This is a genomic window from Kutzneria buriramensis (genome assembly GCF_003387475.1).
GTDB lineage: Bacteria > Actinomycetota > Actinomycetes > Mycobacteriales > Pseudonocardiaceae > Kutzneria > Kutzneria buriramensis.
The window spans coordinates 288,629-301,832 of the sequence record NZ_QUNO01000004.1; the positions used below are offsets into that span (position 1 = coordinate 288,629).

The 13,204-nt window shown below is 70.8% G+C and carries 9 protein-coding genes; 5 read left to right on the forward strand and 4 right to left on the reverse strand.

Annotated elements, in window-relative coordinates; all coding sequences use genetic code 11:
- The first annotated feature begins 2 nt into the window (after positions 1-2).
- Entirely contained in the window at positions 3-908 is a 906-nt protein-coding gene (locus BCF44_RS13380; RefSeq protein ID WP_116174559.1) for a glycosyltransferase family 2 protein, read from the forward strand.
- Here the strand turns inward: BCF44_RS13380 and BCF44_RS13385 are convergent.
- Together BCF44_RS13385 and BCF44_RS13390 are read right to left on the reverse strand one after the other, a co-directional pair.
- The gene (locus BCF44_RS13385) at positions 905-1,330 is read right to left on the reverse strand and encodes a helix-turn-helix domain-containing protein (protein WP_116174916.1); all 426 of its coding nucleotides are present in this window, start codon (positions 1,328-1,330) and stop codon (positions 905-907) included. The genes BCF44_RS13380 and BCF44_RS13385 overlap by 4 nt on opposite strands.
- A gap of 265 nt (positions 1,331-1,595) precedes the next feature.
- On the reverse strand, positions 1,596-3,587 hold the full coding sequence (locus tag BCF44_RS13390; protein WP_116174560.1) for a DUF6541 family protein: 1,992 nt from the start codon (positions 3,585-3,587) through the stop codon (positions 1,596-1,598).
- A 137-nt stretch (positions 3,588-3,724) separates the two neighbouring features.
- On the opposite strand from BCF44_RS13390, the gene glf reads away from it, so the two are divergent.
- On the forward strand, positions 3,725-4,912 hold the full coding sequence (gene glf / locus BCF44_RS13395) for a UDP-galactopyranose mutase (RefSeq protein ID WP_211353015.1): 1,188 nt from the start codon (positions 3,725-3,727) through the stop codon (positions 4,910-4,912).
- 7 nt (positions 4,913-4,919) lie between these two features.
- Positions 4,920-6,860, forward strand: coding sequence for a glycosyltransferase (locus BCF44_RS13400; protein ID WP_116174562.1), 1,941 nt, complete (start codon positions 4,920-4,922; stop codon positions 6,858-6,860).
- Between the two features lie 57 nt (positions 6,861-6,917).
- Here the strand turns inward: BCF44_RS13400 and BCF44_RS13405 are convergent, their stop codons facing one another.
- The gene (locus tag BCF44_RS13405; protein ID WP_116174563.1) at positions 6,918-8,246 is read right to left on the reverse strand and encodes an MATE family efflux transporter; all 1,329 of its coding nucleotides are present in this window, start codon (positions 8,244-8,246) and stop codon (positions 6,918-6,920) included.
- Positions 8,247-8,311: 65 nt separating this feature from the next.
- On the opposite strand from BCF44_RS13405, the gene BCF44_RS13410 reads away from it, so the two are divergent.
- On the forward strand, positions 8,312-9,184 hold the full coding sequence (locus tag BCF44_RS13410; RefSeq protein WP_170217521.1) for a glycosyltransferase family 2 protein: 873 nt from the start codon (positions 8,312-8,314) through the stop codon (positions 9,182-9,184).
- A gap of 33 nt (positions 9,185-9,217) precedes the next feature.
- Entirely contained in the window at positions 9,218-10,117 is a 900-nt protein-coding gene (locus tag BCF44_RS13415; protein ID WP_116174565.1) for a glycosyltransferase family 2 protein, read from the forward strand.
- Here BCF44_RS13415 and BCF44_RS13420 read toward each other — a convergent pair.
- Positions 10,114-13,134 (reverse strand): AfsR/SARP family transcriptional regulator, encoded by a 3,021-nt coding sequence (locus BCF44_RS13420; protein ID WP_246015002.1) that lies wholly within the window; start codon positions 13,132-13,134, stop codon positions 10,114-10,116. The two genes, BCF44_RS13415 and BCF44_RS13420, sit on opposite strands and share 4 nt — an antisense overlap.
- Between the last annotated feature and the right edge of the window lie 70 nt (positions 13,135-13,204).

Sequence of the window (13,204 nt, forward strand, 5' to 3'; positions counted from 1 at the left end):
CCATGTCCACCGTCGACATCATGATGCCGTACTACGGCGACGTGGCCCTGATGCAGGACGCGGTCCGTAGCGTGCTGGCACAGGACGATCCGGAGTGGCGGCTGACCGTCGTCGACGACGGCCGGGCCGAGGGCGTGCCGGAGTGGTTCGCCGGCCTCGGCGACGAGCGGGTGCGCTACTTCCGCAACGAGCGCAACCTCGGGGTCACCGGCAATTTCAACCGGTGTCTTGAGCTCGTCGAGCACGAGCTGGTCGTGATGTTCGGGTCGGACGACCTGATGCTGCCCAACTACGTGCGCACCGTGCGGGCCGTGCACCGCACCTACCCCGACGTCGGCATGATCCAGCCCGGCGTCGAGGTGATCGACGGCGACGGCCGGCCGGTGCGCACGCTGGCCGACGAGACCAAGCGCCGGCTGTACGCGCCCCGGGTCGCCGGCCGCCGGCAGATGCGCGGCGAGGAGCTCGCCGTCAGCGTGCTGCGCGGCAACTGGATGTACTTCCCGTCGGTGTGCTGGAAGGCCAAGGCCATCACCGCCATCGGCTTCCGCACCGACCTCGCCATCATCCAGGACCTCGCGCTGGTGCTGGACCTGATGGAGCGCGGCGAGAGCCTGGTCGTGGACGACACGCTGTGCTTCCGCTACCGGCGGCACACCGCCAGCGCGTCCGGCTGGACGGCGCTGGAGGGCTCGCGGTTCGTGGAGGCGCGCAACTTCTTCGTGGAGGCGGCGGAGCGCATGCAGCGGCAGGGTTGGCCGCGTGCCGCCCGCGCCGCCCGCGCGCACCTGTCGTCGCGGCTGCACGCCCTGACCGTGCTGCCGACCGCGGTCTGGCAGCGCAACGGCGACGGCGTGCGCACGCTGATGCGGCACGCCTTCGGTCCCAGCCGGCACATCCCCGACTAGGGGGCCTCGCCCTCGGGGTGCTCCAGCAGCCAGATCTGGTCCAGCATCGCCGTCACGGTGTCGCGGCTGCCGGGGGAGAGCCGGGCGGCGCGCAGCGCTATGTCGGTGACGCCGGCCTTCTTCATCGCCGCCAGCAGCTCCAGGTCCTGCTCGACGCGCGCGGCCTCGTTGTCGTCCAGGAAGTAGGCGACGGGCACCCCGAAGAAGGTGGCCAGCGCCGTGAGGTGCTGGATGGTCGGGTTGGTCCGGCGGCCGGTCCGCAGCTGCCAGATGTAGGTGTGCGAGATCGCCACGCCCTGCTGCTCGCGGATCGCCTCCGCGACCGCGGCGTGGCTGTACTCGCCCTGCCCGCTCGGATGCACCGTGTGGAACAGCGTGTCCAGCTTCTCCGCGATCGAGCGGGCGCCGTTGTCGTCGGTCACCACTCACCCGTTTTCGTGTCCGTGCCGAGGTCCGCCGGCATCAGTGTAAACCTCTGCTTATAGCCGTTGGTTGATCTTGAAACTGAGGTTGACCGCAGCGCGACGAGTCGATAGCTTGTCGTGGTCGGCGTAAACGTGAGCTTACGTGAGTCGACAGGTTGTCAACGAAGGCTGCGGCCTGGGGGGAACGCGTCCCGCCGGCCCCGACGGGCGGTACGTGCCGGGACCGCGGGCGCGTTGTCGACAGCCGGCGCCGGTCAGCCGCTCAGCGGGTGGCCGGCGCCGGGATCACACCGCAGCCGGTGATCTTGTACAGCTTCAGCTCGCCGCTGGAGTCGACCAGCTCGAAGCCCGGCCGCGAGCCCGGGTCGACGATGCCCGGGTAGTCCTTGATCTGCGCGTCCCACGGCCAGAAGTTGAAGTCGCCGATCAGCATGTAGCTCACCCCGAGCGAGCGGGCGTCGGTGCACACGGCCGGATCCTGGCCCAGCTGGATCAGGTGCTTGGCCAGGTACTTCTGCTCCGGGCTCAGCGTCAGCTGGAGGTGCGGGTAGAGCGGCTTGCGGTTGATCAGCGCCCAGATCAGCGAGCTGCCGTCCCACGGGTTGCTGGCGACGACCGCGTTCTCCGGGATCTCGTTCTTGATCTTGTTGTAGAACGCCCGCTCGTCGCTGTCGACCAGGTTCCCGGTGTTGGAGGTGTCCTGGCCGGTGTAGTTCAGCGCGACCGTCCGCACGTGGTCGCCGACGTACAGGCCCTTGCCCAGGATCGCCAGCACGACCGTGAGAACCAGGGTCAGCGCCAGCGTCGAGGCGCCCAACCGGCCCAGCCGCTCGGTCGCGGTCAGCCGCTCGCGGGCCAGGTCGGCCAGCCGCACCAGCGAGAGCACCGCCAGCGGCACGGCGATCACCGGCAGCATCGCGGCCAGCCGGTACGAGTCGTTGTACCAGTAGCCGGTGATCCGCATGGTGATCGGCGTGTTCACCGCGGCCGTCAGCACGAACAGCAGCACGCTCACCGCGAACGAGCCGACCAGCCAGCGCTGCTCCCGCACCCGCCACACCAGGAACAGGCCCACGATCGCCACCGCGGACACCGCCCACAGCGACGGCCGGTCGTTGGTCGCGCCGAGCAGCGCCTCGCCCAGCGCCTTCGCGGTCGTCTCGAACGGCTTCCAGTAGAAGCTGCGCACCGGCGCGAAGATCGGCGTGGTCGCGGCCCACAGGAAGGCGCCGAAGAACACCACCAGCGCGACCACGACGCCGATCACGCCGCGGGACGTGCGGCCCTCGCGGCGCATCCGCAGCGCCCAGCGGCCGATGCCGATGAACACCGGCACCACGGCCAGCGCGACCAGGCTGAACAGCGAGTTCGGGTGGGCGAAGCCGCCGGCCAGCACCACCACCGGGACCAGCACCCAGGCGTGCGCGCGGCTCAGCGCGTCGTCCTTGGCCAGGCCGGCGATCGACAGCACCACGGCCAGGCCGGCGGGCAGCAGGGCCAGGCCCAGGGTGTTCGGCCACAGCACGCCGAAGCTGATCAGGCCCCACGGGAACGCGGTGAAGGCGGTGCTGAGCACGCCGGTGATCGCCATCGCCGGGACGGAGCGGCCGGCGACCTGGCGGACCAGCAGCAGGCAGCCCAGCGGCCAGCCGACCGCGACGATCACCCCGGTGGCCACGTTGGTGGCGACCGGGATCGACGAGCCGCTGCTGAGCAGCGTCAGCGAGGCGAAGTCGTGCCAGGCGCCGGGGTAGAAGCCGACCGGGATGCCCGGCGTGCCGATGCTGGCCAGCGTCAGCGGCGAGGCGTTGCCGCTGTCGAGGATGTAGGCCAGCGCGTTGTAGTGGAAGACGGCGTCGAAGGTCTGCGACAGGTTCTCCGGGCTGCCCATGCCCAGCACGATGGTCAGCGCGCCCAGCGCGATCGCCGGCAGCATGCCGATCAGGCCGGCGGCGGTGACCGGCCGCGGGTCGGCCGGGCGGACGACGGCGAACCGCCGGCGCAGCAGCAGCGCGACGAGCCCGGCCACGACGACCACGAGCAGTGACGCGATCAGCACCAGCGGCACCGACCAGTGGATGCCCAGCTTGCCGGCGACCGTCGCGGTGACCGAGATCACGGCCACGCTCAGGGTGGGTGCCAGCGCCCAGGCGGCGATACCGCGGATGCCAATGGCATAGCCCCCGAGCAGGCCGGGCAGGATGAGCCAGCCCACGGCCGCCAGGGCGACAGGTATCGTGTCGAGCCAGTTCATCGGTCCTCGCAAGCCCGGTCGCGTGCTGGGTCGCACGCAGTGTATGAGTCACCCGAAAACCGCCTGACCACGGACCCCGCGGCGGGTAGAATTCGGCCGGTGCGGTCACCCGATGTGAGTTGGGTACCCTGGCGGCCGTGAGCTTCTCGGGCTATGACCTGATTGTCGTCGGTTCTGGATTCTTCGGCCTGACCGTGGCCGAGCGCGCCGCCACGCAGCTGAACAAGCGCGTGCTGGTCCTCGACCGCCGTCACCACATCGGTGGCAACGCCTACTCCGAGGCCGAGCCGGAGACAGGCATCGAGGTGCACCGCTACGGAGCGCACCTGTTCCACACCTCGAACAAGCGGGTCTGGGACTACGTGACGCAGTTCACGGAGTTCACCAATTATCAGCACCGGGTGTTCGCCCGCGCCAAGGGCCAGGTCTACTCGTTCCCGATGAACCTGGGTCTGATCAACCAGTTCTTCGGCAAGTCGCACACGCCCGACGAGGCGCGCGAGCTGATCGCCAAGCAGGCCGCCGAATTCGACACCGCCGACGCCTCGAACCTCGAGGAGAAGGCGATCTCGCTGATCGGCCGGCCGCTCTACGAGACGTTCATCAAGGGCTACACGATCAAGCAGTGGCAGACCGAGCCCACCGAGCTCTCGCCGGCCATCATCACCCGGCTGCCGGTCCGCTACACCTTCAACAACCGGTACTTCAACGACCTCTACGAGGGTCTGCCGGTCGACGGCTACACCGCGTGGCTGGAGAAGATGGCCGACCACCCGAACATCGAGGTGCGGCTGAACACCGACTACTTCGACGTGCGCGACCAGATCCCCGAGAAGACGCTGACCGTCTTCACCGGGCCGCTGGACAAGTACTTCGACTACCAGGCGGGCGAGCTGGGCTGGCGCACGCTGGACTTCGAGACCGAGGTCCTGCCGGTCGGCGACTTCCAGGGCACGTCCGTGATGAACTACAACGACGCCGACGTGCCGTACACCCGGATCCACGAGTTCCGGCATTTCCACCCGGAGCGGGACTACCCGACCGACAAGACGGTCATCGTCCGGGAGTACTCGCGGTTCGCGGAGAGCGGCGACGAGCCGTACTACCCGATCGACAGCGAGGACAACCGGGCCAAGCTGCTCCAGTACCGCGAGCTGGCCAAGGCCGAGGCGGCCGAGAAGAACATCCTGTTCGGCGGCCGGCTGGGCACGTACAAGTACCTGGACATGCACATGGCGATCGGTTCGGCGCTGAGCATGTTCGACAACAAGATCACCCCGTACTTCGTCGAGGGCCGTACCCCCAACGGCTCGTTGGAGGACTGACGCCAAGATGGCGAGCAAGACTGCCGACCGAAGCACCCAGGCCGCGCCCGCCGGCGCACGGGACACCGCCGGGGTGCCGAACCACTCGCTGCTACAGCGGGTGATCGCGCCGCGCGCCGGCGACCCGCTCGACGTCCGGGCGCTGTACCTGGACGAGGACGCGTCCAACGAGCAGCGGACCCGTCCGCTCTCCCGGACCTCGCTGAGCATCCCGGAGCGGGCTGGCGTCTCGTTCGCCTCCTACTTCAACGCCTTCCCGGCCAGCTACTGGCGGCGCTGGACCACGGTCAACACCGTCGAGCTGCGGCTGACCGTGAGCGGGCCGTGCCGCGTGGACATCTACCGGTCCAAGGCGGACGGCCTCCAGGTGCACGACAGCGGCCGGGTGCTGGACCAGGGCGGCCCGGTGGTGTTCGAGCTGGACCTGACGCCGTTCGAGGACGGCGGCTGGTACTGGTTCGACGTCACCACCGAGGACGAACCGGTGACGGTGTCCGACGGCGGCTGGTACGCCACCACCCCGGCGCCGCGCGAGGTGCGCTCGGTGGCCATCGCCATCACCACCTTCAACCGCCCCGACGACTGCGTCGGCGCGCTGCAGGCGATCGGCGAGGACCCGGCGGTGCTGTCCTCGGTCGGCAACGTGTTCGTGGCCGACCAGGGCAACAAGAAGATCCGCGACGCCAAGGGCTTCGACGTCGCGCAGACCCGGCTGGGCGACCGGCTGCGCATCGTCGACCAGGGCAACATGGGCGGCTCGGGCGGCTTCGCCCGGGGCATGTACGAGGCGGTCACCACGACCGACTGCGACCACGTGATGCTCATGGACGACGACATCGTCATCGAGCCGGACGCGATCCTGCGAGCGATGGCGTTCGCCCGCTACGCGGAGCGGCCGATGCTGGTCGGCGGCCAGATGCTCAACTTGCAGGCGCGCTCGCACCTGCACTCGATGGGCGAGGTCATCGACCGCTACGTGTTCTCGTGGCGGGCCGCGCCCAACTCGGCGTACAACCACGACTTCGACGAGGAGCCGCTGCGCGACGAGGAGTCGGCGAAGCTGCACCGCCGCATCGACGTCGACTACAACGGCTGGTGGATGTGCCTCATCCCGCGCAGCGTGATCGACGAGATCGGGCTGCCGCTGCCGCTGTTCATCAAGTGGGACGACGCCGAGTACGGCCTGCGGGCCAGCGCCGCCGGCTACCCGACGGTCAGCCTGCCGGGCGTGGCCATCTGGCACATGCCGTGGACGGACAAGGACGACGTCACCGACTGGCAGGCGTACTTCCACCTGCGCAACCGGTTGGTGGTCGCGGCGATGTACGGCCCGGCCCGGCCCGAGGGCATGTTCAAGCACACCATGAAGATGGCGCTCAAGCACCTGCTGTCGCTGGAGTACTCCACGGTGGCGCTGCACGACCGGGCCATCCAGGACTTCATGGCCGGCCCGTCGCGGCTGTTCGACCTGCTGCCCAACGCGCTGCCGGAGATCCGTGAGCTGCGCTCGCAGTTCCCGGACGGGCAGGTGCTGCCGTCGGCCAAGCAGTTCCCGCTGCCCACGATGGACCCGCTGGTGGCCGAGCACTTCCTCAATCCGCCGACCAACCCGGTGACCATCGGCAAGACGCTGGCCAGCGGCCTGGTGCACAACCTGCTGCCGGTCAAGCACGAGCACCACGAGCGGCCGCAGCTGAACATTCCGGCCCAGGACGCCCGCTGGTTCCTGCTGGCCCGGCTGGACGGCGCCACGGTGTCCACTTCGGACGGTCGGGGTGTGTCCTACCGCAAGCGCGACCCGAAGATGTTCTGGTCGATGCTGCGCCGGTCCGTGCAGAACCACGCGATGCTCGCGCGGGAATTCCCGCGGCTGGCCGTGGAGTACCGCCGGGCCAAGGCGGAACTGACGTCCATCGAGTCCTGGCGCAAGGTCTTCGAGGGCCGCTAGCCGACGCGAAACGGGGCCGTCTCCCAGTGGGAGGCGGCCCCGTTCTGTTTGCTGGTGTCAGGCCATCACGTGCTGCTGATCGGCGGTGGGCCGAGTGGCCTTGGCCAGCGCCACAGCCATCACGAGCACCAGCGCGATCGGACCGGCCGAGGTCGACAGCACGACGCCCAGCACCGGGTCCACCGGCACGACGAAGGCCAGCGCCATCGCGGCAGTCCCGACCAGGTAGGCGACCAGGACGGTGCGGTGCCGACCGAGCGCGATCAGCGCGGGCTGGGTGACATTGGCGGTCATCAGGAACAGCGTGCCGACGCCGAGACCGGCGAGCGTGGCCCCGGACAGGTTGCTCACGCCGGGCACGTAGATCGACAGCAGCCACGGGCCGAGAGTGCCGAGGAAAGTGACACCCAGCAGGCCGAGCGCCACGCAGGCGACGGAGGTGCGCAGGGTCTGCCGGCGCACACCGGCCTTGTCGCCCCGGCCGACGGCAGCGGTGAGTTGCGGCAGCAGCATCGTCTGGAGCGGTACGAAGGCGAACATGGGCAGCCGGGTCAGGCCGATCGCGGCTCCGACGGCGGTGGCGAGCAACGGCATGGTCGCTTGCAGCTTGGCGCCGCCGATCACCGGCGGCAGGTTGACCACGGCCTGGTTGGTCAGGCTGGCCAGCACCAGCAGCACCAGGCCGATGGAGACGCCGAACCAGACCTTGCCGGCGCCGGCAACGTCGCGGGCGGGCGGGGTCGACATCAGCTGTCCCCAGCTCTGGCTGGTGCCGGTGCGCAGGATGAGCACGCCGACCAGCGCCGCGAACACCTGCGCCAGCACGAACACCAGGCCGTAGGCCCACGGCTGGTGCACACCGAGGAACAGAAGCAGCAGCAACGGAATGATCCGGACCAGGCCCTCGGTGGCCTGGGTGGCCGCGTAGCCGCCGAAGCGCTGGCTGCCGGCAAGCACGCCACGAACCGTGGACGCGCAGGCGGTGGCGAACAGAGCGATGATCAGCTCGGCGAGCAGCTCCCAATGGCCGCCCAGCACCGGGCCGACCAGGAACGGCGAGACGATCAGCATCACCACGGTGGTGAGCGCGAACAGTCGCATCGACTGACGGGCCATGGCGTGCACGATCGGCGTCACCGCCCGTCCAGCGGCGCGTTCCTGGCTGACCGCGCGTGAACCCTCCTGCTCGACGCCCGAGAACACGCCCAAAGCGACGGTGTTGACCAGGTAGTACAGGCCGTTGATCAGGGCGGACAGGCCGATCTGGTCGAACGGTTTGATGGCGCGGGTCGTCACCGCCGTGAACACCAGCCCGGCCAGCACGACCAGGGCGAGTCCGCCGCCGATCAGGGGCATCGGGCCACGTAGCAAGGTCTTCAGGTTCATGGGTCCGGTTCGCCAGAGGGTTGGTGTGGACAGGCCGGCTTTCGCCGAAGGCTATCCTGCCCGATGTGAAAGCGACGGCCGTCGTCACGGCGTACCACCCCGATGACCGGCTGGCCGCGGTGGTGGAGTCGGCGCTGAAGAGCTGCGAGACGGTCATCGTCTCCGACAACACGCCCCCCGGGTCCACCTCGGCCGCGGCCGGGCTGTCCGACCCGCGCGTGACCGTCCTGACCAACGGCAGCAACCGCGGCCTGGCCGGCGCCTTGAACGCCGCCGTGGCGCAGTTGCCGGCCGACACCGACACCGTGCTGTTCCTGGACCAGGACTCGGTGCTGCCGGCCGAGCTGGTGCCGTCGCTGGCCGTGCACCTGGAGGCGGACAGCCGCATCGGCGTCGTCGCGCCGACGCCGTGGGACGCCGAGCACGGCGGCTCGTACGAGAAGGCCGCCGCGACCGGCCCGACGCTGGCCGACCGGGACGGCGTGATGACCTCCGGCATGCTGGTCCGCCGCGCCTGCCTGGACGCCGTCGGCCCGTTCCGCGAGGACTTCTTCGTGGACTGGGTCGACTTCGACTTCTGCATGCGGGCCCGCGCCAAGGGCTACCGCGTCGTGCAGGACACCACCGTGCGGCTGCCGCACTCGCTGGGCGACCGCCGCGAGCACCGGCTCGGCCCGTGGACGGTGCACGTGCTGCACTACCCGGTGTGGCGGCACTACTGGGTCGCCCGCAACAGCACGGTGCTGGCCCGCGAGCAGCGCAACGCGTGGTCGCTGTCGGCGGCGCTGTACCTGGCCCGCTGGACGTTCAACACCGCCGTCTTCGAACCGCGCCGGCGCACGCACGTGCCCGCGCTGCTGCGCGGCTTCGCCGACGGCCTCACCGGCCGGTTCAGCGCGAAGTACCTGCCGGCCGGGGCCCAGTACTCCGCGCGCTGAGCCGCGCCCGATCCGAGGGAGCCCGTACCCGCGATGGCCGAACCCGTCATCACCGCCGTCGTCACCGCCTACCACCCGGATCAGCGGCTGGCCGCGGTGCTCGACGCCGCCCTGGTGACCTGCGCGGACGTGCTCGTCGTCGACAACACGCCCAAGGGCGAGGAGTCGCTGACCGACACCTTCACCGACGCCCGCGTGCGGGTGCTGCGGTCGGGCCGCAACGGCGGGCTGGCCGGCGCGCTCAACGACGCGGTGCGCGAGCTGCCGGCCGCCACCGACGCGGCGCTGCTGCTGGACCAGGACTCGACGCTGCCCGACGGCATGGTCGCCGCGCTGGCCGCGCACCTGGCCGACCCGAGCATCGGCGCGGTCGCCCCGACGCCGGTCGACATCGCCGACGGCCGCAGCTACGAGCGGTTCGCGCCGACGGGCAGTGGGCTGGCCGACCGGGACACGGTGATCACCTCCGGCATGCTGGTCCGGCGCTCGGCGCTGACCGCGGTCGGCGGCTTCCGGGACGAGTTCTTCGTCGACTGGGTGGACAACGACTTCTGCCTTCGGTTGCGGCGCAAGGGCATTCGCATCGTGCAGGACCTGAACACGGTGCTGCCGCACTCGATCGGCGACCGCCGCGAGCACAAGGTCGGGCCGTTCACCTTCCGGGTGCTGCGGTACGCGCCGTGGCGGCACTACTGGATCACCCGCAACGGTGTCGTGATGATCAAGGAACACGTCGGCGCGAACCCGAAGTGGGCGCTGATGGCGTTGCTCTACATCGGACGGCAGGCGGTCACCACCGCGCTGTTCGAGCCGAAGCGGTCGGCCACGCTGCCGGCGATCCTGCGCGGCATCCGCGACGGGCTCACCAATCGCACGACGCTGGCGTACCTGCCGAAGGGCGCCGACTACCGCGAGCCGGCGCGCAGCCGCTAGCGCGTCACGCCGCCGGCCACGCTCGGCCGCGGCTCCATGGCCTCGTGGCTGCCGTGCCGCTCGAAGGTTTCCCTTGCGGTGGCCCACATCGCGTCCGCCTGGTCGACACGGCCGGTCAAGGCCAGCACCGTCGACAGGTCACGCATGGTGCGCGCCTGCCACAGCGGCAGCGCCAACGCCGTCCACCACTGCAACGACCGCTGGAGGTGCTGCTCGGCGTCGTCGAGCCGGCCGGCGGCCAGATCGAGCTCGCCCAGGGTGCGCAGCACCAGCGCCTGGCCGAAGCCGTCCTGGAGCTGGCTGCACGTCTCCAGGCCGTCCAGCAGCGCCGCGTGTTCCTCGTCGCCACGGCCCTGACGGATGCGGACCTTCGCCAGCGCCTGCACGGTGTACACGAGCATGTGCGGGTCGCCCAGCTCCACCATCAGGCGCAGCGCCGAGCCGCAGTACGTGGCCGCGGCGGTCAGATCGCCCAGTCCGCGGTGGGCGATGCCGATGGCTCTGAGCGCCAGCGCCTCGCCGAAGCGGTTGTCGCACTCCTGGTAGTGCACCAGGGCGCGCTCGTACTCGCGGATGCCGGCGGCGAAGTCGCCCTGCTCGACGTGGATCATGGCGATGCCGTGCGCCACCCGGCCGTGGACCTGCGGCGGGTGCGCCGGCGTCAACGCCGACAGCACCGCCCGCATGGACCGCATCGCGTCCGTGAGCTCGCCCCGCTCCCGCTGCACGGTGGCCAGGTCGAGGTTGGTCATGGTGATCGCGTCGGCGTCCCCGAGCCGGTCGTAGATCTCCAGCGCCCGCCCGTAGTAGTCGCCGGCCTCGTCCAGCCGGTCCTGCTCCTGACGCAGCCGGCCCAGGCCGACGTACAGCGAGGCCTTGCTGGCCTCGTCGCCGGCCAGGTCGGCGGCGCGCAGCGCGGCCGAGTGCGTCTGCCACCACTGGTCGAACTGGTTGCGCGCGGTGAACACCGAGGCCGACAGCGCCGCGGCCAGACTGGTCGACGCCGTCACCAGGCCCAGCTCGCTGGCCCGCTCGACCAGCGTCACGAACACCGAGCGCTCGGCGTCGAACCAGCCGACGGGGTCGGCGGCGAGCCGGGCCAGCGTGCCCGAATCCATGGCGTTGTCGCGCGCGAGCAGGCGTGCCGACCAGCCGCGGGGCATGTGCGAGGTGGCCTCGTCGACCATGGCGACGGCGCACTGGACGACCCGCTCCAGGCTCGCCAGCGCCTCCGCCGGTGACTCCTCGGCCTCGGCCCGCTCGGTGGCGAACGCCCTGGTCAGGTCGTGCAGCTGGTAGCGGGGCGAGCCGGTCGCGTCGACCAGAGCGGTGTCCAGCAGGTAGCTGTCGGCGAGCCGCTCCAGGATCCGGTCCGCGGCCGGCACGTCCACGTCGAGCAGCGGGGCGACGAACCAGGAGGCGAACTCCATCGTGCCCAGCCAGCCCAGCATGCGCAGCGTGTGCCGGCCGGCGTCGGTGAGGCCCTCGTAACTGAGCAAAAGGCTGCCGCGGACCTCCATGTCGCCCACGGACAGCTCGTCGAGCAGTTGGTGGCGCTCCCGCAGCCGCGTCGCCATCAGCCGCAGCGGCCACTGCGGTCGCGCCGCCAGCCGGGCACCGCTGATGCGCACCGCCAGCGGCAGGTGGCCGCACAGTCGGACGATGTCCGCCGCCGCGTCGGGTTCCCGGGCGACGCGGTCCGTGCCGACCAGTGTCTCCAGCAGCGCCGTCGCCTCGGCCTCGGCGAACACCGCCAGGTCCACGTGCGTCGCCCCGGCCAGCGCCGGCAGCCGCCGCCGGCTCGTCACGACCACCGCGCATCCCGGGCCGCCCGGCAGCAGGTCGCGCACGTGCCGCTCGTCGGCGGCGTCGTCCAGCACGATCAACACGCGCCGGTCGGCGAGGATCGTGCGGAACTGGTTCGCCCTTTCCTCCAGGCCGTCCGGGATGGCCGGCGCCGGCACGCCCAGCGCGCGGAGGAAGCGCGCCAGCACCTCGGCCGGTTCGGCCGAGGTCGCGTGCACGCCACGCAGGTTCACGTACAGCTGGCCGTCCGGGAAGCTGTCCCGCACCTCGTGCGCCACGTGCACGGCCAGGGCACTCTTGCCCGCGCCGGGCGTCGCGGCGATCACACAGACCGTCGTGACGCTCGCTGGCGTGGTCAACCGATTGCGCAGCAGCTCGAACTCCGCCTCGCGGCCGGTGAAGTCGGCGACGTCCGGCGGCAGCTGCTGCGGGGCCGCTTTCGGCTCGGCGGCCGGTGGTTCGGGTTTCGGTTCCTCGACGGTCGGGCGCTGCACCTCGCCGCGCAGGATCTGCGTGTGCACGGCCCGGAACTCGGGGCTGGGCTCCACGCCGAGCTCGTCGATCAGCAGCCGGCGGGCGGTCTCGTAGCTGTCCAACGCCTCGGCCTGCCGGCCGGCTTGGTAGAGCGCGAGCATCAGCTGCCAGCGCGGGCGTTCGCGCAGCGGGTGGGCGTCGACCGCCGCGGCCAGCTCAGCGATCAGCTGCGGGCCGTGGCCCAGCTTGAGCTCCGCCTCCACGCGGTTCTCGGTCGCGCTCAGGCGCAGCTGCTCCATGCGATCGCGCTCGCGCTCGGCCCACGCCCCGTCGACACCGCCCAGTGCCGTGCCGCGCCACAGACCCAGCGCCGCCCCCAGCAGCGCGCTGGCCTCGGCATGCCGCTCCGCCGCGGCCGCGTCCCGCGCGGCGGCGACGGCCACCAGGAACTCGTTCAGGTCGACCTCTTCCGGCGGGAGCGCCAGCTCGTAGCCGGACGGGCGTCTCAGGATGACGCCGTCGCCGAGGACCTTGCGCAGCGTCGAGACGTAGGAGTGCACGCTGGCCCGGGCGCTGTCCGGCGGATTGTCGCCCCACAGCACGTCGACGAGGGTTTCGGTGCCCACCACATGACCGGCGTTCACCGCCAGCACGGCCAGCAGCGACCGTGGCTTGCGCCCGCTGATCTCGACGACACCGCCGTCCGAATGGGCGCACACCGAACCCAGGAGCCGCACGCGCAAACCTGATCCCCCCTCAAGGCTCGGTACCCAACCCTGTGGGGCGTCCGACCCGTTGTCAATGAAC

What these genes read in the sequence shown, in the direction of transcription:
- BCF44_RS13380 (WP_116174559.1), top strand. Translation starts at nt 3, where the DNA reads ATGTCCACCGTCGACATCATGATGCCGTACTACGGCGACGTGGCCCTG.
- BCF44_RS13390 (WP_116174560.1), bottom strand. Translation starts at nt 3,587, where the DNA reads ATGAACTGGCTCGACACGATACCTGTCGCCCTGGCGGCCGTGGGCTGG.
- BCF44_RS13400 (WP_116174562.1), top strand. Translation starts at nt 4,920, where the DNA reads ATGGCGAGCAAGACTGCCGACCGAAGCACCCAGGCCGCGCCCGCCGGC.
- BCF44_RS13405 (WP_116174563.1), bottom strand. Translation starts at nt 8,246, where the DNA reads ATGAACCTGAAGACCTTGCTACGTGGCCCGATGCCCCTGATCGGCGGC.
- BCF44_RS13415 (WP_116174565.1), top strand. Translation starts at nt 9,218, where the DNA reads ATGGCCGAACCCGTCATCACCGCCGTCGTCACCGCCTACCACCCGGAT.